Below are 19,092 nucleotides of genomic sequence, written 5' to 3'. Positions count from 1 at the left end.
CACTCCTTACTCCTATTATAGGATAATACTTTTTGTCTTCCTTGTTTCTCTTCATTACCTGCATTCAATGTCTGTCACTCCATTGTCTGTCTCTTCATTGTCTGTCTCTTCATTGTCTGTCTCTTCATTGTCTGTTTTCATTTCCTACCTTCTTTGCCTATCTTCATTTCTTTTCTTCATTTCTTATCTTCATTGTCCTATCTTCATTCTTTATCTTCAATGATCGCCTCGATAATTCCATCCATAGTATACTGCTTTGCTTCAAAGTCCACAGTTAAACCATAAGAGGCTATTTGACCAGACGTGATTGGCCCTATGGAAACCAACTTTACTCCTTGGAGTATTTCTTTATAGTTTTCTCCAAGTAATTCAATAAAATTATCTACTGTGGAAGAACTGGCAAAGGTTACGTAATCCATTTTTCCTTGTCTTACAATTTCATCTAAATCTATAATTCGATCTGCCTCTGCAATTGTTCTGTAGGTGATAAACTCATCTACTTTACAAAGCTTAGATAATTCTGTCACTAAATAATCTCTTGCATTTTCTGATCTTGGTAGTAATATATGGTCATATGGTGTCAACTTGTCTTTAAGAAGATCTACAATAGCCTCTCCTACATAGCTTTCTGGCATATAATCTGCAATAATACCGTACTGCAGCAGGCTCCTGGAAGTTTCCATCCCAATGGCTGTAATCTTAATATTGCCAAGGGCTCTTGAATCTTTTTTACTGAAGAATAAGGCTTTAAAAAACAGTTCTACACCAACTACACTCGTAAAAAGAATATGGGTATAAACAGGCAACCTATTAATCATAATGGATAAACGCTCAGCTTCAACTGACTCCGTTTTTATAATAGGGCATGTAATGGCCAAACCTCCTAGATCTTCAATCTTCGTTGCAAGAGAAGATGCTTGTGCTCTTGCTCTCGTAACTACAATCCTTTTTCCAAATAAGGGTTTGTTCTCAAAAAAGGATAGTTGACTTCGAAAGTTAACAACCTCACCAATCACAATTAAACTAGGTGCTTCCATTTGTGCTGTCTTTGCAGCTACAACTAGATTATCTAATTGTTCTACCACTACCCTTTGATAAGGTGTAGACGCTCTATATATAATTGCAGCTGGTGTACTTGGACTTTTTCCATACTGCATTAATTTTGCACATATATTTTCTAAATTTTCTACTCCCATCAAAAAAACAAGGGTACCATTTATTTTTGCAAGGCTTTCAAAATCCAGCTCTAAGTCTGAAGACTTCAAATGACCTGTGATCACATGAAAGGATGATGCACAACCTCTATGCGTGATAGGAATGCCAGCGTAAGTTAACCCTCCTATTGCAGAGGTAATTCCAGGTATCACTTCAAATTGTACACCCTCTTCCTTTAGAACTTGGCCTTCCTCCGCACCTCTACCAAATACATATGGATCTCCACCTTTTAATCTGACAATCATTTTTCCTTGTTTTGCAAGCTCCACAAGCAATTCATTAATCTTTTCTTGAGGGAGTGAATGGTTACCGGCTTTTTTTCCAACATATATAGTTTCACAGGCTTCCTTGGCATAACTTAGAAGACGATTGTTGGCCAATTCATCATATACAATCACATCTGCTTGCGTTATTTTTTCCATTCCTTTTAATGTCATTAATTTTTCATCTCCAGGACCTGCTCCTACTAAATAAACTTTACCTACCATAGGACTCTACCTCCTCTTTTATTTTTCTTGCTAACATTACACCAATGTTTTCTGCCTCATGTTGTTCTCCAACCATTATATGTCTAGATATAAATGCTCCATCTTCAGTTCCAAATAAACCTACCAATGACAACTTTTCTTCTTCTAGCTTGCAGTACGCGCCTATTGGTAGATGACAGTTACCTCCAAGTGCCTTCAAAAAACTTCTTTCTGCAACCAATTGTACATTCGTATTCAGGTCTTTGATTTGATTTATCATATCAAGTAAATCAGGTCTCCCTTCTCTAATTTGAATACCAAGTATGCCTTGAGCAGGTGCAGGAACCATATCCTCTACAGAAATATTCACACAACGATAGTTTTCAGCTTCATTTAGCTTTAACCTGTTTAGCCCTGCAGTTGCGAGAATGACACCGTCTAAGTTTTGCTCTAGCATCTTCTTAATCCTAGTATCAACATTTCCTCTAATGCCAATCACTTTTATATCAGGTCTCTTTTCTAATAATTGATAGGAACGTCTTTTACTACCTGTTGCTACAACTGCATTTTGAGGCAATTCCATAAAACTGGAAATAGGATGTGGTGTAACGAGTGTGTCTGTTGCATCTTCTCGAATTGGACTTTCTGTAAATATCAGTCCACTAGTGACTTCTGCTGGCATATCCTTCATACTATGTACAGCCATATCGATTGTACCAACTAGTAATGCATCTTCAATTTCCTTTACAAAAGCACCTTTGTCACCAATCTTTTCTATGCTAACATTTTGTATCCGATCACCTTTTGTCACAATAATTTGAGTCTCAAATTGAATATGAGGAAATTTTTGTGTGAGTTGATCAACTACCCACTGGGTTTGTGTTAATGCCAACTTACTGCCTCTTGTTCCAATTTTGATTTTCATTATTTTCTCCTTATCTGGTCTGTCGGGATTCCCAACATTTCTATCCAATGTATATGCTTCCATAAGCTTTGTGAGTGTGTTTTTTGCCAAACTAGGATCCTTACCTTTCGTACTAACTGAAATAATGACATCCTCCGTTTGTTGGGCAGCTGAGAAAATAAAATCAGATTCTTCTCCATTGTCAATTAGTGAACAAAATAAACCTAGCTGTTGACAATCATAATAAATCATTTCATTTAGTTCTCGATTATTTGTTGCAGCAATAACCACTCCACCCCTTAATAGCTTTTTATCATAAGTTGAGGCAATACACTCAACCTGTGCTAGACCATAAAAACCTTTTTCAAATTCAGGACTAATGCAAATGACTGAGCCGCCATACTCTAGAATTTTCAAGGTTTTTCTGAGCGCTATTTTTCCACCACCAATCACAATAAACTTATGTTTTTTTACATTCATTAATATAGGTAGAAACATACTGTGTGTCCTCCACTCAACCACTTTCTGACTTACTCCATTCAGTTAAAAAGATGGTTAATTATTTTACCGTATTCTTCGATTTGCTCTGGCTGATCAAGGGTCTTAAGCTGTTTTATAGTCTTTCTCATCACCCTTTTAATGGATGTTCCCATAAGTCGCTCGATATATTCCTTCTCAAATACTTCAAAATATCTGCTTTGTGAAAGCTGTTCAAGTGTCTCATTTATAACTTGTTTTTGCCAAGCTGTAATACACTCAATCATTGGATCTACTTGACTTTGGAACAACCATTCTGACATTTTTGCAACTTCACCAATAATTTGCTCCTGAATCTTTATAGCTATAGTATATCTGTATTGTAAGTTTTCATCTACAATGTTTTGTAAATTATCCACGGTAAACAGTTTTACCAAATCAGCCTTAGCAACCTTTGGATCTACATCTCTTGGCACTGCTAGATCAAGTATCATAAGAGGTTTGTTCAGCTTAGGCATACTTTCTTCTTTGATAACAATATGAGGAGAAGAGGTGCCCGTAATAATGATATCCATCTCTGGTAATGCTCCATAGCGATCTTCATAGGCTACGCCTGAAACATTTTCATGATCTTCTAGTATTCTACTCATTTTCGAATGGGTCCTGTTCGCAATATAGATTTGCTCAACCTGTTCTTCTAGCAAATATCTTAATACCAAACATCCCATTTTACCTGTTCCAATGATCAAAACCTTTTTTTCCTTTAAACTGCCTGCCTGCTCTTTCAAAAACTTAACTCCAAGAGAACCAATAGATAGCGGGTTTTCTGAAAAGGCATAGGTCGAACGAACAAATTTGGAGAAGGTAATTGCTTCTCTTAATATTTTTGATAAATACTTTTTCCCACTCCCTACTTCTTGCGCTCTTTCTAGTGCTTCCTTAACTTGACCAAGAATTTGATCTTCTCCAATAACGATTGAATCTAAACCACTCGCTACTTCATATATATGTGTCAGTGCAGCTTCCCCTTCTTTGATAATAAAATAAGGGGAAAGGTCGGCTCCAGCATAGCTGTTAAGATAAGTAATTATAATTTTTATACATTCTTCTGGTTGACTTGTTGCGGCAATTACTTCACTTCTATTACAGGTAGAAAGGATTACAACTTCTTCAATTCCCTGATCTATGAGCTCCTTCATTGCACCGATTCTCTTAGATAAGGTAAATGCAATTCTTTCTCTTATTTCAATAGGTGCTTGTTTATGACTAATCCCAACTAAAACAACATGCATTCTTTGTCACCTCTCTATTATAGTCTATTTTTTACTAAATTTACCATCTCATCAATCGTAGAACAAACGATTGGGTATTCTATATCTGGTCGTTTTATAATGATTACTTGAACGTCCAATTCTTTTGCAGCTTGAAGTTTCTCATCCGTATTGCCTTGAACTCCGCTTTCTTTGGTGATTAAATACTTGGCCTTTATCTGAGACAACATCAGTTTATTCATTTCAAGACTAAAAGGGCCTTTCATTGCAATTATTTGATCAGGTAAAAAGTTTAACCTTTCTAGTTTTATAAGATGTTCTGATTTCGGTAATATCCTTGCATACAAACGCTTACTATCTTTGACTTCCTGAACAAACTTCTCAATTTGTCTACTTCCCGTTGTAATCAAAACATTTCCTTCTCCAGCATCTACAATTTTGCCTGCAGTTTCATAATCCTTGCAATAAATCACATCACCATTGTCTATTCTGCCTTCTATACTACTCGGTCTTTCATAACGATAATAAGATATTTGAATATCAGTACATACTTTCATCGCATTTTCGGAAATGATCTGGGCATAAGGGTGTGTTGCATCAACAATATGTGCAATTGAATGAATTTGGCAAAATTGCTTTAAAGCTTCATAATCCATTTGTCCACTGATCACCAATCCTTTAAAAGACTGTCTTGCAAGATTCTCACCATATTCAGTTGCGGTACTTAAGATGAATTGATTGGTGAGTTCAAAAAGCCTTTGTGCCAATTTTACACTGTCTCCTGTACCGCCTAATAAGAGGATCATAGACCATAGCCTCTTGATGTAACCATATAATCACCCAACCATTTGGTTTTTGTATTCCCAATAAGGATTGTACAAAACATATCAACCCACTCAGTAGGGATATCATCTAATGTGGTTCTTAGAATTTCTTGTCCACTCCTATATGCATTTTTTACGATGCCTACAGGTGTATTTCCATCTCGATCTTCTTTGATTTTATCTATTACTTCTTGTAGATACTCTGGACGTTTGAGACTTCTTGGATTGTATAACGCAATCGTAAAATCAGCCTTCGTTGCATAAATGATTCTTTTAAGGATGGTATCATAGGGTGTCATATAATCGCTTAGACTAATCGTACAGAAGTCTTCGACAATTGGAGCACCTAATAATGCAGCACAAGAAAGTGCGGAAGTTACCCCTGGTATTACTTCAAAATCAACTTTTTCCAATAGCTCTTCTTTTTCTAAAAGCTCATAAAGCAAACCAGCCATTCCATACAATCCTGAATCTCCACTGCAAACCATAGCTACACTCTTACCTTCTAAAGCAAGTGTGATTGCCTTTTCACAACGATCCTTCTCCTTACCCATTCCATTTTCAAATACAATTTTATCTTTTAGTAAGTCTTTAATGAGTTCAATATAAGCACTGTAGCCAACAATTGCTTCACACAAGGTAATTGCCTCAAATGCTTTTAACGTCATTCCATTTATTTGACCTGGCCCAATGCCAATTGCATAAATTTTAGGTTTCACCGTCACGCTTTGCTGCCTCCTTCTCTATACATATGTGTAAAGCTTGGATCGTATAGTTTAGAAAGTTCATACTTATCTGCCATAAAATCTCCGATTAAAATTTGAGCGTGTCTAGTAATTCCTGCCGCTTTTACCTTTTCAGCGATATCTAATAGCGTTCCTTGCACAATTTTTTCATCTTCCCAAGTGGCTTTGTATATAACTGCAATCGGTGTTTTTACTGGATAGCTTTTACTAAGCTCCTTAACTACATCTTCGATCGCTTGCACGGACAAAAAGATTGCCATAGACGCTCTATGTTTTGCCAGTTCTTCTAAAGTACCACCCTCACTTGTTCCAGTTCTTCCTGGCAACCTAGTGATGATTAAAGTCTGAGATACCCCCGGCAAAGTAAATTCATGTTTGATACGTGCTGCTGCACCTAAAAAGGAGCTTACACCAGGAACGACATCATAAGAGATATTATTTATTTTAAGCACATCCATTTGCTCACGTATCGCGCCGTATATGCTTGGATCACCTGTATGTAGACGAACTGTTGTCTTTTCCTTGGCCTCCATTTCTAACATCACTTCAATTACTTGGTTCAAATCCATCTGTGCGCTATTATAGATTAATACATCATTTTTACAATATTGAAGTAGCTTATCACTTACTAAGGAGCCCGCATAGATAACACAGTCTGCCTCTTGTAGTGCTTTCATACCTTTCACCGTTATAAGTTCTGGATCACCAGGACCTGCACCTACAAATCTTATCATACGACTTCCTCCTTACGACTTAATACCAGTGTCAAATAATCCGTATTTTCATGTAAACTCTCTATCACATCGGTATGTACGATAGCTTCTTTAAACCCACATCTTTGAACCAATATTCCATCTTCTTCCATATAGTGCTTCATTAAATGGTTCGCCACTCTTTCTTCTCGCTTATAGATTTTCATAAAAGCAAACGCATCCCCAACTTTGAGTGCTGCATCAATTCTTTCATCCGATGCATTCATTGGTACAATGGTTAATATCTCATCCTTTTCAACCAAAGGCCTGTTAGCTAGCGCTGCCGCTGCACAAAAGGAAGTAATTCCTGGTATCGTCTCAATTTCAACTTTACCTTCTAAGGCTTTTACAATATAGCCATAAGTACTATAAACGGAAGGATCTCCTAAAGTTACAAACGCACTACTTTTTCCTAGCTTCGTTTGAGAAATAATGATATTCGCTGCTTGCTTACCAGCATCAACAAAGGTTTCCTCATCCGCTACCATTGGAAAATCAATATAAACCACTTCTATATTTTTTCTAAGAAATTGCTCCATGATTGTATACGCAACACCTTTCTTATCCTTTTGTGTTTGCGGAATGAGAAGCACATCAATTGAACCTAAAACTCTAGCAGCCTTTATCGTTAATAATTCTGGATCTCCTGGGCCTACGCCAATTCCATAAAATTTACTCATTTGATTTTTCCTCTCTAATTGGGTTGATCGCTGTAATAATATAAATTGGATTTAGTGCTTTCATCATCCATCCGGGGTCTTGTAAAGCCTTCGTTACTTGAATTTGTGTACAGCTTATCTCTACAAAGCCTTCCGCTTCTAGCTCTTGTAATATTTTAAAGGTACTCTCTAGCAAAATTGTATTTGCTACAAATATTCCTTGCGTTTTTAAATGTTTTTTTACATACTGTATGATTGGTTCAATTTCTCTACTGCCTCCACCTAAAAAAATTCTATCAAATTCTTCCTCTGGAAGATCATCAGGTGCTTTACCATGAATAATATGAATATTTTTCAAATTGAAAGCTTCCATATTCTGCTGTGTCAAAGCAATTGCTTCTTCATTTTGATCTATGGCTGTTACAGATCCATCCGAGCATAAAATCCCACATTCAATGCTAATGCTTCCTGTTCCGCAGCCAATATCTAAAACCTTTGAGTTTTTCTTCAGTTGTAGTTTAGATAAACTAATCGTTCTATTCTCGCATTTTGTCATTGGTATCGAACCTCTAACAAATTCCTCATCTGGTATACCATGTGTCTGTTTATCCCATTTCATTATTTATCACCACCACACATAAGTTTTGAAAACCTCTATCTGCAAAATCTTGAACACGCCCTTCTTCAATTCGTTCATTTTCATAAGAAAGGTTTTCTCCTACTGCCATTTTATAATTACCAAACCCTAAAGTTATCAATGCTTTTGCTATTTCTGAAGGTGTATGTTTGCTATCTGTTAACAAAAACATTCCTTTATCCTCTTGAAGGCTTTGCCGTAAATCTATGTTTCGACCATGAAGACTCAGTAATTTATACTCTTTATAGCTTCTATTTAATTTGCTAAAAAAGTATTGAAAAGAACTAATTCCAGGAATAACTTCAACTACCTCTTTTCCAACTCTATCTTGTATAAAATCAAGCAAGCTATAAAATCCTGGGTCTCCTGAAACCAATACAATTACATTTTTTGTACTCCTGGTTTCATTAATCTTGTTGACTACTTCTTCTAAATTATTATCATAACAATAGGTTTCCTTATTGTAGTCAGAAAAAATCTCCAAATGTCTCTTAGCTCCAATCATGAAATCTGCTGCTTCAACAGCTTTATATGCAATGGGTAAGATATAATCCTTATGACCTGGGCCTATGCCAACTATTTTAACTGTTTTCATTGTATTCATCTTGAATATTCCCCCATATCTGCTCGAAATCATCACTCACAGCTAAAAATTCCTTCATACTAAACAGAGCAACTCCAATTTCTAATTGGTCAAAGCAATACGCTTTACAATTGTCAGCCGCCTTATTGGCCAACAACTTGTAGATCTCTTCCATACCCGTCTTCGTAATAATTTCTATCGCTTCATCTGTTGTTCTACAGTTCATAATAGCAACTAGATCTTCATTCTTCATACCAAGTAGTACTAGATTCGCTGTTAATATTTCCATTCTCGTGGAGCTCACTCGATTATGTGTATAATAAATTCCACCAGCTGGTTTGATGAGTTTTCCAAGGTGACCTCCAAGTATAATTCGTTTGAAGCCTAAAGCAACACATTGCTCAAGGGCATGACCTAGATAATTGCTCATTTTTACCATATTGATACTTCTCATACTGAAGTGGTTCATTAAGAACTTTTCACCAATATTACCTGGTGCAAGTACAACAGTTGTAAACCCTTTCTCTTTTAGTACCTTGAGCTCTAGAGTAATTGTATCTTTTAACGCATCCTCTGACATCGGCTCTACAATTCCTGAGGTTCCTAATATAGATAACCCACCTATAATACCTAGCTTAGGATTAAAAGTCTTTTTTGCTAAAGCTTCACCCTCTGGCAAATGTATTACCACCGTAACTCCTTGAGGTTCTTCATAAATGCTTCTTATTTCTTGTTCGATCATCAGGAGGGGCACTGGGTTAATAGCTGAGTGACCTACTGAAATTTGCAAACCTTTTTGTGTCACTTTACCAACCCCTGGACCTCCCGTGATGCTAACTTTGACATCCTCGTTTAAGCTTACCGTTGCCCAAACCTCCATGCCATTGGTGATATCCGGATCATCTCCTGAATCTTTAATAATGCAACAGGAGGCTTCTATTTTATTGAAGCTTGGTTTACATACATTAAGTTTTAAGACCCATCCCTTTGGTGTATCAATTGTTATACAATCCAAGGTTTGTTGATTTTTGAGCATCCATGCAGCAGCTTTCGAGGCTGCCGCTGCGCACGAACCTGATGTGTAACCTGTTCGTAGTTTTTTCCCACCCTTAAGGAGATATCTACTTTCATCCACCATGCTTCACCGCTTCTCTCATCACTGCGTTAATGATTGCGACTGCTATCGTACTTCCCCCTTTTCTTCCCTTTGTAATGATTGAAGGAAGCTCTTTTTCCCATAGCTCTTCTTTGGATTCAGCTGCGCCTACAAAACCTACTGGAACACCTATAACCGCTTCTATACCTTGATTGCCTTCTGAACACCATTCCATAATTCTGTATAAGGCAGTGGGCGCATTTCCAATCGCAAATACCTTTTTTCCTGGTAGTGCAATTGCAATGTCAACTGCAGCCATAGATCTTGTGATACCTTGTTTATTTGCTTCATCTATTGCTTCCTGGCTTCCCACAAAGCAAACTATTTTGACACCTAACTGGTCTGCTAGCTTTTTACTGATCCCTGATTTAATCATTTCTGTATCTGTAATGATTGTACATCCCTTTTGAACGGCACTAAGTAGAATATTTTCAACATTTTCTTTAAATAGCAAAATATCTTCATAAATAAAATCCGTAGTAGTGTGTATAACCCTTTTCATAATAGCAAGCTTCAAAGGTGGAAGCTGGGTATTGTTCATTTCCTCCTGGATTATTTCAAAACTTCTCTTTTCTATTTCCATCGGGTCTTCGATATATCGGTAGCTCATTTTTTGTCCTCCCTATTCGTTCATTATCTTATCGTCGTTTCTTTGTTGTATTGTTGTACTTTCTTGTTGTTGTACTTTCTTGTTGTTTATTTCTTGTTGTTTATTTCTTGTTGTTTATTTCTTGTTGTTTATTTCTTGTTGTTTATTTCTTGTTGTTTATTTCTTATTGTTTATTTCTTGTCTGTTTATTTCTTGTCTGTTTATTTCTTGTCTGTTTATTTCTTGTCTGTTTATTTCTTGTCTGTTTATTTCTTGATTATTCTTTTCTTGATTACTCATTCATTAAATCTTTAACGCGTTGAATATATAGGTCTTGAAAAGCTGGGTTTTCCCCTAAGCCTTTGTGATAAGCTTTTACGGCATATCCGTTGTGAATCAGGTTGCTTTTCCAGGAATGCTGATCATCACCTAGCAAATCGTTCTGTACGTGATCTCCAGCTACTAATAAGAACGGAATTAAGACGACCTCTTTGTATTTACTAGCTTTCAATTTGGTAATCATCGGGTCTACTCCCTCTTCAATTGTTCCTACAAAAACCTGTAATCTTTTATCGCTTAAGTACTCTTGTAATTTCTCATAGCACTCATTTGCTGAATGATTTGTACCGTGCCCTATTAATATAACGACCTGTTCTTCTTTATCCTCCGGCAATTGGGTTTTAAGGGCTTCAACAACCTTTAGATAGTCTGTTTCTTCAAATAGCAATGGCTTCCCTAGCTTTATATCAATATTTGGATTTTCATTGTCCATAATAGTTTTTTTAATTTTATCGAATTCGTAGCCTGCAATAATATGCAAGGGCTGGATGATAATTTCTTGAAAACCTTGTTCGATTAGTTTTTGTAGTGCTTCCTCTGGAGTATCAATAACGATACCTTCAGTCTCTTTTAGCTTTTTTATGATTCTATTTGAAGTGAAGGCTCTTTCAACTTGATATTTGTCAAAGGTTCTCTTCATCAACTCTTCAATTTTTTGAATGGCTTTTACTCTTGCTGACTCTACACTACTTCCAAAGCTTACTACTAATATTGCTTTTTTAATTTCTGCCACTTATTAGCCCTCCTTTTACTGTTTGTACAAGTTCATCAATTGTTCTTGGTAAGTCTTCCTTAAAAAGTTGGCTACCCCGAAAATACTTTTTCATAAACTCAACCATATAAGGCATTTCCATATTTGATGCTTCTAACACCTGTTCCTCCATAAATATCTCTTGGGGCGAACCCGATCGAATAATTTGACCTTCTTGCATGACATGTATACAATCCGCCCAACTATATGCAAAGTTCACATCATGGGTTGCAATGATAAGTGTAATCCCTTTTTCACTCAATGCATCCAGTAGTAGCAACAACTTCTTAATATGCATTGGGTCTAAGCCTGCCGTTGGTTCATCTAAAATAATCACCTCTGGTTCCATAACCAAAATGGAAGCTATCGCTACTTGTTTCTTCTGTCCATAGCTTAAAAAATGGGTAGGCTTCTCTTTTAGGTGCGTAATTTGCATTTCTTCCATAACCTTTTCGACTCTACTGCTAACCTCTTCCTTTGATAACCCAAAATTCAAAGGACCAAAGGCAATTTCTTGATAAATACTAGAAGAAAATATTTGATGATCTGGTTCCTGAAAGACTAGCCCTACTTTTTTCCTCAAATTATTTATACTCTTTTTGTCGCTTTGAACGATTTCACCGTTATAGAGGATATGTCCTTCCTTTGGCCTTAATACACCATTAAAATTCAAAAACAATGTGGACTTTCCTGCTCCATTTCCACCAATGATCGCCGTTTTTTTACCCCTTTTAATTTGGATATTCAAGTCTTCCAACGCACAGGTTCCATCTTCATAATGATATCTCAGATCACACGCCTGTAAAATTGTTTCCTTCATTTGAACATCCTCCGATGATTTATTTTGGGCTAATTCCACCTATTATAAAAAGCCCAATTTCTACTGCAATAATAATGATAAGTCTTCTTTTATTCAAGGTTCGCTCTGTATTAAGCTGATAAAAAGTACCTTGGTAACCTCTTGAAAGCGTTGCTTGATTTAACGCCTTTGCTTGCATATAGGCTTTGATAAACAATACTGAACTTAATATACTAAGAGATTTTAAACTTCTAACAAATCCGTTATAACCTAATCTTGTACTTTGGGCATAATAAATTGTTCTTGCTGTTTTTAAAAAAACGAATATAAATCTGTATGTTAGAACCATAAGCTCAGTAACAATAGAGGGACAATGGAATTTCTCTAACAAATAAATAAGTTCCTGCATCGATGTCGTCATGGCTAGAAAATATAAACATGTAAGTGTCGCAGTACTTCTAAAGAATAGTGCTATCGCTACTCCTATGCTCTCTTTGCTTATACCAATAAACACATGGAAAATTTCTATAGTAAATAAAAAATCCTTATTGACTGTATGAACTTCTAGTAAAACCGATAGGAGCGTTATAAAAATAAATAGGAGTGGTATTGTCATATATTTTATATATACTTTAAAAGGAATACCTGCACCAAGGACTGTACCTATGCCCATTATGATAAGGATAGATACTTGGAAAACTGGTTTATCCCATAAAAGAACTAAGAACATCGTTACAATAGCTACTAAAAACTTCTCAAAGGGATGAATTTTACTAAACTTGTTTACATAAGCCCATTGATCCATTGATATCACCCAGCAGAATGCTTACTTTTATAAGCAGCTCTTTTTGTTCCTATAAAATAACCGATAAAGCTTGCTCCTATAACCCCTTGTAAAGTAAATAGCATAGATTCGATTTCTCCACTTGCCGGTACAAAAATATTATCTGCTATTGGTTGATAATTCGGATCAATTTCCATTACCACATCAAGTGCAATTTGATCTGTACCACCGAATTCTCCTTGATTAGCTACTATAAACGGAAGAATTAATAGTGCTAAAATCAATAATATAAATATTAAATTCTTATTCTTCTTCATGGTTCTACTCCTTTATGGCAATTAGCATTTTTTCTAACTCTGTGCTTTCATGCTTTTCTAAAAAGTTAAAGATCATGACTGTTAATAATCCTTCGATGATTGCAAGTGGTATTTGAGTCACTGCAAATACAGTTAAAAACTTAAGACTAGAAGCTGCAAAGCTATCTCCTGGAAAAGCAAGCGCCAATTGAAACGATGTTGTTGCATAAATAAAAATATTACATATAACTGTTGCAAAAAACACAGCAATAGAACGATTCAAGCCAAGTTTGATACTGGCCCAATATAACCAATAGGCAGTTACCGGACCTACTATTGCCATAGCAAATACATTTGCGCCTAAAGTAGTTAGTCCTCCATGTGCCAAAAGAAGGGCTTGGAAAAGCAATACAATCGTTCCTAGTACACTCATAGTCATAGGTCCAAACAAAATAGCTCCTAATGCCACACCTGTTGGATGTGAACTGCTTCCTGTTACTGACGGCATTTTAAGCGCAGATAAAACAAATGTAAAGGCTCCACTCACTCCAACTAGCATTTTTTGTTCAGGATTTTTTTGAATTCTTTTCGTTAGCTTATAAATACCCAATGTTACAATAGGAATCGAACAAGCAAACCAAAAAATGCACCACTTCAGAGGCAAAAAGCCTTCCGCAATATGCATAGCATAAACAGGTTTTGCTTGAAAAAGTAATATTAAAAATAATAAACCAAGTGCAAATTTCTTGTTTTTCATAGTGCCTCCTTTTGCTTTTACATGAATAAATAACAAAGCGCTTGTCAGCGTGTTACATAATAATTTATGCTATCTTACGCTTTGTTCTATGCTTCGTGGAAAGTAGAACTTTCCTACTGGATAAAAAAAAGAATCTTCATTCGAAGATTCAACTATATACTGATCACAAACCCAAAGTAATCACATGGTATATGATATAGTCTTTCCCTCCGAAAGCGTCATAACTTCATATAGGCAGGTTTCCTGACTTGTGGATGATCACGCTTTTCACCTTCTCAAGCAATTGATTATGCTCAATGGTATATTGCAAAAGCTTCTTTACCACTTACAGTAGCGGGGGCTGTACCGGTTTTTCACCGTTTTCCCTTTTAACCTTCAGATCGAAGGCACCTATACTTTTTATTATTTTATTAAGTTTTTACATATTGTTTTTTTATATGTGGTACATATATTATAACTCTTTTAAGCTGTTAATCAACTACTTCTTGAAGTGATTTGATTTCAATGACATCCTTTATACTAGGTGGCTTTAAGAAAAGTATTAATACGAATCCAAGTAACGAAGCAATAGATGCAATGATAAATGCAGGGTACATTTTACTTAAATCAGTTCCCGTTATAGTAACACCATCAACTACTTTTGTTATAATCGCTACATTTTTATAATAACCAGCTATGTAAATCGAGGCAACTGCACCTGCTCCAAATCCAAGAAGAACCATCCCGTAATTCGTTCCCATATTTTTACTACCCCAGTAATCTGCAGCAAGGGCTGGAAATACACCCAGAAAGCCTCCGTATGAAAACCCTACAATTGCTATTAATGCAAACACAGCATATCCCGTTGCCCAATTGACAAGTAATATCATGCTTGCCGTTAATAACAACAAAATCATTATTGTATTTTTCCTACCAATTTTATCAGATGCCCAACCCCAAAACACTCGCCCTAGGGAGTTGAAAATCGAAATAATCATAACTCCAACAGCTGCAACCTTGGCAAGATCTTTTGCGATTGCAATAGGCTTTGCAAAGCCTATAATCATCAACCCTGCCATACACGCCAACATTAACGTAAGGGTTACCATGTAAAACTGGGGCGTTCTAAGCACCTCCAAGGGTGTAAAGTCTTGATGTATCAATCCACCCTTTGGCGCGGGAGGCGTCCAACCTTCAGGTTTATACCCAACAGGTGGATTACTAATAAAGAAGGATCCTATAACACAAACAATAATAAATACAACTCCAAGCCATGCAAATGTCTGAAGCTCTCCAACACCAGGCATTAGATTACCTGATCCATCTATGCCAAACTTCTTTATTAAAATTTCTGCAATAGGTGTAAATACAACACCACCAAAGCCTAATGCAGAAACAATAATACCTGTAATAAACCCTCTCTTATCTGGAAACCATTTTTGGCTACAGGCAATTGTAGTAGAATAAATCATTCCCATACCAAAACCGCCAAGAATTCCATAGGTCACCCAAAGCATCCAGCTTGCTGAACTAGTGGTGAAGGAGGAAAGGAAAAACCCAACTCCAAGAATGATACCACCTCCCATAACTACTGGTTTTGGGCTAAATTTATCTTGTAACTTTCCTCCAACCAAACTACCAACGGTAAGCATGCCAAGTAGAAAAGCAAAGGTAAGTCCGGCAGCTGCATTGTCTCCTTCAAATAGTCTGGTTGCAATGCCAGTTTGAAATACACTCCATATATATGCTGTACCTAAGCAAAGTTGAATTGTTATACTTGCTATTACAGGTACCCAACGATTTAATCTATTGTTTTGTATTTTTATTTCGCTCATTGTAATTCCTCCCTTTAGGTTGTTAAAATAAAATAATGACTATTTGATTTTTCTACAGTATGTTTAAATTCATTCTCAACGCTTCTCTAATCAAATACTCTTGGAAATCCGGATGGGCAATAGAAATCAATGCTTTTGCTCTTTGTCCTGCGGTTTTTCCCTTTAATCTAACAACACCAAACTCAGTAGCAATATAGTCAACATCATTTTTTGAAGTAGTCACTACAGATCCTTCTGTTAATATCGGCTTGATTTTAGATACAGTGCCTTTTTTTGCTGTAGAATACATTGCAATAAATGATTTTCCACCTCTTGACTTCGTAGCACCTCTCACAAAATCCACCTGACCACCTGTTCCACTATAGTTTTTATAGCCTATAGATTCAGAACAAACCTGTCCTAACAAGTCCACTTCAATACATGAATTCACTGAAATAAAATCGTCATGGGAAGATATTACATTTGGATTGTTAACATAATCTACTGGGTGAAATTCTATTCCTGGATTATCATCCAAAAAATCATACATCCTTTTGGTTCCACCTGCAAAAGTGGTAATTACTTTACCTGGATGAATTGTTTTCTTCTTATTATTGACGGCTCCAGAAAGAATTAAATCCACCATGACTTCTGTAAACATCTCACTATGTATACCTAAGTCTTTCTTCCCCAGCAAAGCTTTCCCTATCGCATTTGGAATTCCTCCAATACCAAGTTGAATCGTTGCTCCATCTGGAATGAACTGAGCTATAGATTCTCCAATAATCCTATCTATTTCGTTTATGTCTGGATTTTTCACTTCTTGTAAGGGTGTGTTACATTCACACAAACGATCTACATCCGAAATATGTATAAAATTATCACCGTGGGTTCTAGGCATATTTTCATTGACTTCTAGAAATATTTTTTTCGCCTTTTTGATTGCAGCTCTAGATTCACTGTTTGCGATCCCAAAACTGAAATATCCATGCTTATCCATTTTAGATACTGTAGCATATAACACATCTAACTCTAAAAACTCATTCCAAAATTTGGGTACCTCATGATAGAACACTGGCATATAATCTGCCGTACCACTTTGCACTGCATTTCTAGAATATCCCGTGGTAAACCATGATACATGCTTAATCTTATCTTTCATGTGCGCTTGCAAATAGGTATGATGATCAAAAGGTAATAATTGATGATGTATAACTCCCTCAAGATTTTCTCGTTTTGAAAGAGCATTCAGTATATTCGTTGGTTCACCCATCATACATGGCGCAACACAAATATCATTTGACTTTATTTCTTTTACAAGTTCCTCAACAGCTTGAAGCTTGCTTATGTAAAGCTCTTTCCACATATTCATAAAACCCTCCACTCCCCGATTTATCCTTGTACAGTAAACTACAGAACACTATACAAGCTACTATAGTTCGTTCTCTCTATAATAAAGGGTTTTTTGAATTATATATAATAAAAATTTGCACATATTCAGGTAATATTTCTATCATAATCACGTGCTAAGGGCTCGTTATAAAATTTTGCTTTCCTACAGCATTGATTCCATAAATAATTCCTATTTTTAAACATTAAAATAGTTAAAGGAAGGTTTATGAATGATATTCGAGCTAATAATATTATCTGCAAACTTAGAGGCAATCGCACTATTATGGGCACTACTTACCTCAGAGGTCGATCCACTATAAATAACGAGTCCTTTTCCAACAACGCCAAGTCTATCTGGTATCTTCTGAATCGTAATGTTTGCACTTTTTATCATTAGATCAGCTAAAACAAGTGACATAACATAGTTTTTTGTTTCTAATACACCTACAGAATCAACCTTTTCTAAAACCACATTTCTGTTAATGGCCTCAAATACTTTATTTGAAATATCTGCAATGAGCTCTGCTTTCAGCATGGTAACCATATTTTCACTTTTTGCTCTATTTACAGCATTGCTCACTGCCTTAAACTCGCCTTTAACAAGTAGTGCGTATTTTCCAGGACAAATGATTTCATTTTTATGTATCTGTACATTTGAGCTTTTTAATATGATATCCGTCATCTTTAATCCATCTGAGATTGAATAGAATTCGAATAAACCTATGCTACTGTCCATGTTTTTTCCTCTCTTTCAACCAATAAATATTCATATCTATATTTTTAATACTTTATTTTTATATTAATAGAGGATCGGTTTTTCTTCACCTCTTAAAATCCGAAGTCCGCCTTCTGCTAATGCAGCCATCTCATCTTCTCCAGGATAAACGATGATAGGTGCAATAAAATCGATTCGTTCTACAATCCATTTTTTTATATTTTTATCATAAAGCAATCCACCTGTTAAAATAATAGCATCAACTTTCCCTTTTAATACGGTTGCATACGCACCTATTTCTTTTGCCGTTTGATAAGCCATCGCTTCATAAATAAGTCCTGCGTTCTCATCACCACTTTCAATACGCTTTTCAACCTCTCTACCATCTGATGTCCCTAGATAGGCTAGAAGACCGCCCTTGCCTGTTATTTTCTTTTTCATTTCATTATAGGTGTATTTTCCTGCATAGCACAGCTTTACAACAGAACCTACTGGTACGCCACCACTTCGTTCAGGAGAAAAAGAACCTTCTCCATCTACTGCATTATTCACATCAATCACTCGACCTTTTTCATGAGCACCTACAGATATTCCACCACCAAGGTGAGCAACAACAAAATTTAGGTTTTCATAGGTAGAGCCTAATTCCTTCGCAGCTTTTCTTGCAACTGCTTTTTGATTCAGTGCGTGAAAGATACTTTTTCTTTTAATTTCTGGTATTCCAGAGATACGAGCAATTTCCTCAAGCTCATCTACAACAACTGGATCAACAATATAAGAAGGAATACGAAGAGGATCTCCAATTTCTAATGCCAGCTTTGCACCAAGGCTAGAAGCATGTTCTCCGTATTCACCAGATTCCAAATCCTTTAACATCTTTGCATTTACTGTATAAACGCCACCTTCAAGTGGTCTAAGCATACCACCTCTTCCAATAATCACATCTAAAGAGTTCATATCGAATTTTTCTTCTATTAACGCATCTATGATTGTTTTCTTTCTAAATTGATATTGTGAAAATACACTTGTATATTCTATTAGCTCATCTGTATCATGTCTAATGGTTTTACTATATATTTCATTTTCATCCTCAAAAATCGCTATTTTTGTGGATGTAGAGCCTGGGTTAATAATTAATGATTTAAACTTGTTCATTTTTTCTCCTTTTGCAAGCTGAGCTAAAACA

At 36.0% G+C, this 19,092-nt stretch carries 20 protein-coding genes and 1 riboswitch; all 20 genes read right to left on the bottom strand.

What is annotated here, in order from left to right; all coding sequences use genetic code 11:
• Positions 1-203: 203 nt before the first annotated feature.
• The 20 genes from cobA to buk all read right to left on the bottom strand — a co-directional run bounded on the left by cobA (position 204) and on the right by buk (position 19,061).
• Complete coding sequence (cobA, locus tag CVU84_09520; GenBank protein PKM94743.1) at positions 204-1,703, bottom strand: uroporphyrinogen-III C-methyltransferase; 1,500 nt, start codon at positions 1,701-1,703, stop codon at positions 204-206.
• Positions 1,693-3,084 (bottom strand): hydroxymethylbilane synthase, encoded by a 1,392-nt coding sequence (locus CVU84_09515; GenBank protein PKM94742.1) that lies wholly within the window; start codon positions 3,082-3,084, stop codon positions 1,693-1,695. The genes cobA and CVU84_09515 overlap by 11 nt, the downstream gene beginning before the upstream one ends.
• Before the next feature lie 41 nt (positions 3,085-3,125).
• Complete coding sequence (locus CVU84_09510) at positions 3,126-4,355, bottom strand: glutamyl-tRNA reductase (protein PKM94741.1); 1,230 nt, start codon at positions 4,353-4,355, stop codon at positions 3,126-3,128.
• A gap of 17 nt (positions 4,356-4,372) precedes the next feature.
• Positions 4,373-5,140 carry a precorrin-6A reductase gene (gene cobK, locus CVU84_09505; GenBank protein ID PKM94740.1) on the bottom strand — a complete coding sequence of 256 codons (768 nt, stop codon included), beginning with the start codon at positions 5,138-5,140 and terminating at the stop codon, positions 4,373-4,375.
• Positions 5,137-5,883: a precorrin-3B C(17)-methyltransferase gene (gene cobJ, locus CVU84_09500; protein ID PKM94739.1), complete on the bottom strand. Its 747-nt coding sequence runs from the start codon at positions 5,881-5,883 to the stop codon at positions 5,137-5,139. The genes cobK and cobJ overlap by 4 nt, the downstream gene beginning before the upstream one ends.
• On the bottom strand, positions 5,880-6,638 hold the full coding sequence (gene cobM / locus CVU84_09495; protein ID PKM94738.1) for a precorrin-4 C(11)-methyltransferase: 759 nt from the start codon (positions 6,636-6,638) through the stop codon (positions 5,880-5,882). The genes cobJ and cobM overlap by 4 nt, the downstream gene beginning before the upstream one ends.
• Complete coding sequence (gene cobI, locus CVU84_09490; GenBank protein PKM94737.1) at positions 6,635-7,336, bottom strand: precorrin-2 C(20)-methyltransferase; 702 nt, start codon at positions 7,334-7,336, stop codon at positions 6,635-6,637. Before cobI ends, cobM begins: the two co-directional genes overlap by 4 nt.
• Positions 7,329-7,934: a precorrin-6Y C5,15-methyltransferase (decarboxylating) subunit CbiT gene (cbiT, locus tag CVU84_09485; GenBank protein PKM94736.1), complete on the bottom strand. Its 606-nt coding sequence runs from the start codon at positions 7,932-7,934 to the stop codon at positions 7,329-7,331. The genes cobI and cbiT overlap by 8 nt, the downstream gene beginning before the upstream one ends.
• Positions 7,921-8,589, bottom strand: coding sequence for a precorrin-6y C5,15-methyltransferase (decarboxylating) subunit CbiE (gene cbiE, locus CVU84_09480; GenBank protein ID PKM94735.1), 669 nt, complete (start codon positions 8,587-8,589; stop codon positions 7,921-7,923). Before cbiE ends, cbiT begins: the two co-directional genes overlap by 14 nt.
• A complete protein-coding gene (gene cbiD, locus CVU84_09475) occupies positions 8,534-9,673 on the bottom strand; it encodes a cobalamin biosynthesis protein CbiD (protein ID PKM94734.1) in 1,140 nt (379 codons plus the stop codon). Before cbiD ends, cbiE begins: the two co-directional genes overlap by 56 nt.
• The gene (cbiC, locus tag CVU84_09470) at positions 9,663-10,301 is read right to left on the bottom strand and encodes a precorrin-8X methylmutase (protein PKM94733.1); all 639 of its coding nucleotides are present in this window, start codon (positions 10,299-10,301) and stop codon (positions 9,663-9,665) included. The genes cbiD and cbiC overlap by 11 nt, the downstream gene beginning before the upstream one ends.
• 271 nt (positions 10,302-10,572) lie before the next feature.
• Complete coding sequence (locus CVU84_09465; protein PKM94732.1) at positions 10,573-11,352, bottom strand: sirohydrochlorin cobaltochelatase; 780 nt, start codon at positions 11,350-11,352, stop codon at positions 10,573-10,575.
• Positions 11,339-12,190 (bottom strand): energy-coupling factor ABC transporter ATP-binding protein, encoded by an 852-nt coding sequence (locus CVU84_09460; GenBank protein ID PKM94731.1) that lies wholly within the window; start codon positions 12,188-12,190, stop codon positions 11,339-11,341. The genes CVU84_09465 and CVU84_09460 overlap by 14 nt, the downstream gene beginning before the upstream one ends.
• A 19-nt stretch (positions 12,191-12,209) precedes the next feature.
• Complete coding sequence (gene cbiQ / locus CVU84_09455) at positions 12,210-12,974, bottom strand: cobalt ECF transporter T component CbiQ (GenBank protein PKM94730.1); 765 nt, start codon at positions 12,972-12,974, stop codon at positions 12,210-12,212.
• A gap of 5 nt (positions 12,975-12,979) precedes the next feature.
• Positions 12,980-13,270, bottom strand: a complete 291-nt coding sequence (locus CVU84_09450; protein PKM94729.1) for an energy-coupling factor ABC transporter substrate-binding protein — start codon at positions 13,268-13,270, stop codon at positions 12,980-12,982.
• Between the two features lie 4 nt (positions 13,271-13,274).
• Positions 13,275-14,006: a cobalamin biosynthesis protein CbiM gene (locus tag CVU84_09445; GenBank protein ID PKM94728.1), complete on the bottom strand. Its 732-nt coding sequence runs from the start codon at positions 14,004-14,006 to the stop codon at positions 13,275-13,277.
• Positions 14,007-14,221: 215 nt separating this feature from the next.
• Positions 14,222-14,415, bottom strand: a riboswitch (cobalamin riboswitch).
• 61 nt (positions 14,416-14,476) lie between these two features.
• Positions 14,477-15,820 carry an MFS transporter gene (locus tag CVU84_09440; GenBank protein ID PKM94727.1) on the bottom strand — a complete coding sequence of 448 codons (1,344 nt, stop codon included), beginning with the start codon at positions 15,818-15,820 and terminating at the stop codon, positions 14,477-14,479.
• Between the two features lie 52 nt (positions 15,821-15,872).
• Positions 15,873-17,171 carry a 4-hydroxybutyrate--acetyl-CoA CoA transferase gene (locus CVU84_09435; GenBank protein PKM94726.1) on the bottom strand — a complete coding sequence of 433 codons (1,299 nt, stop codon included), beginning with the start codon at positions 17,169-17,171 and terminating at the stop codon, positions 15,873-15,875.
• Positions 17,172-17,387: 216 nt separating this feature from the next.
• Positions 17,388-17,927: a hypothetical protein gene (locus tag CVU84_09430; protein PKM94725.1), complete on the bottom strand. Its 540-nt coding sequence runs from the start codon at positions 17,925-17,927 to the stop codon at positions 17,388-17,390.
• 63 nt (positions 17,928-17,990) lie between these two features.
• Positions 17,991-19,061 carry a butyrate kinase gene (gene buk, locus CVU84_09425; GenBank protein ID PKM94724.1) on the bottom strand — a complete coding sequence of 357 codons (1,071 nt, stop codon included), beginning with the start codon at positions 19,059-19,061 and terminating at the stop codon, positions 17,991-17,993.
• Positions 19,062-19,092: the final 31 nt, after the last annotated feature.

The sequence above is a fragment of the Firmicutes bacterium HGW-Firmicutes-1 genome (assembly GCA_002841625.1).
Classification (GTDB): Bacteria; Bacillota; Clostridia; order Lachnospirales; family Vallitaleaceae; genus HGW-1.
The sequence above is the reverse complement of the archived record's forward strand: the minus strand, read 5'-3'. Positions and strand labels throughout refer to the sequence as shown.

Excerpts from the sequence above, each read along its gene's own strand:
- buk (PKM94724.1), bottom strand. The coding sequence starts at position 19,061 with ATGAACAAGTTTAAATCATTAATTATTAACCCAGGCTCTACATCCACA.
- cobK (PKM94740.1), bottom strand. The coding sequence starts at position 5,140 with ATGATCCTCTTATTAGGCGGTACAGGAGACAGTGTAAAATTGGCACAA.
- cbiC (PKM94733.1), bottom strand. The coding sequence starts at position 10,301 with ATGAGCTACCGATATATCGAAGACCCGATGGAAATAGAAAAGAGAAGT.
- CVU84_09435 (PKM94726.1), bottom strand. The coding sequence starts at position 17,171 with ATGAATATGTGGAAAGAGCTTTACATAAGCAAGCTTCAAGCTGTTGAG.
- cobI (PKM94737.1), bottom strand. The coding sequence starts at position 7,336 with ATGAGTAAATTTTATGGAATTGGCGTAGGCCCAGGAGATCCAGAATTA.
- CVU84_09510 (PKM94741.1), bottom strand. The coding sequence starts at position 4,355 with ATGCATGTTGTTTTAGTTGGGATTAGTCATAAACAAGCACCTATTGAA.
- cbiD (PKM94734.1), bottom strand. The coding sequence starts at position 9,673 with ATGGTGGATGAAAGTAGATATCTCCTTAAGGGTGGGAAAAAACTACGA.
- CVU84_09460 (PKM94731.1), bottom strand. The coding sequence starts at position 12,190 with ATGAAGGAAACAATTTTACAGGCGTGTGATCTGAGATATCATTATGAA.
- cbiE (PKM94735.1), bottom strand. The coding sequence starts at position 8,589 with ATGATTTCGAGCAGATATGGGGGAATATTCAAGATGAATACAATGAAA.
- cobM (PKM94738.1), bottom strand. The coding sequence starts at position 6,638 with ATGATAAGATTTGTAGGTGCAGGTCCTGGTGATCCAGAACTTATAACG.
- CVU84_09450 (PKM94729.1), bottom strand. The coding sequence starts at position 13,270 with ATGAAGAAGAATAAGAATTTAATATTTATATTATTGATTTTAGCACTA.
- CVU84_09515 (PKM94742.1), bottom strand. The coding sequence starts at position 3,084 with ATGTTTCTACCTATATTAATGAATGTAAAAAAACATAAGTTTATTGTG.
- CVU84_09430 (PKM94725.1), bottom strand. The coding sequence starts at position 17,927 with ATGGACAGTAGCATAGGTTTATTCGAATTCTATTCAATCTCAGATGGA.
- cbiT (PKM94736.1), bottom strand. The coding sequence starts at position 7,934 with ATGAAATGGGATAAACAGACACATGGTATACCAGATGAGGAATTTGTT.
- CVU84_09440 (PKM94727.1), bottom strand. The coding sequence starts at position 15,820 with ATGAGCGAAATAAAAATACAAAACAATAGATTAAATCGTTGGGTACCT.
- cbiQ (PKM94730.1), bottom strand. The coding sequence starts at position 12,974 with ATGGATCAATGGGCTTATGTAAACAAGTTTAGTAAAATTCATCCCTTT.
- CVU84_09445 (PKM94728.1), bottom strand. The coding sequence starts at position 14,006 with ATGAAAAACAAGAAATTTGCACTTGGTTTATTATTTTTAATATTACTT.
- cobA (PKM94743.1), bottom strand. The coding sequence starts at position 1,703 with ATGGTAGGTAAAGTTTATTTAGTAGGAGCAGGTCCTGGAGATGAAAAA.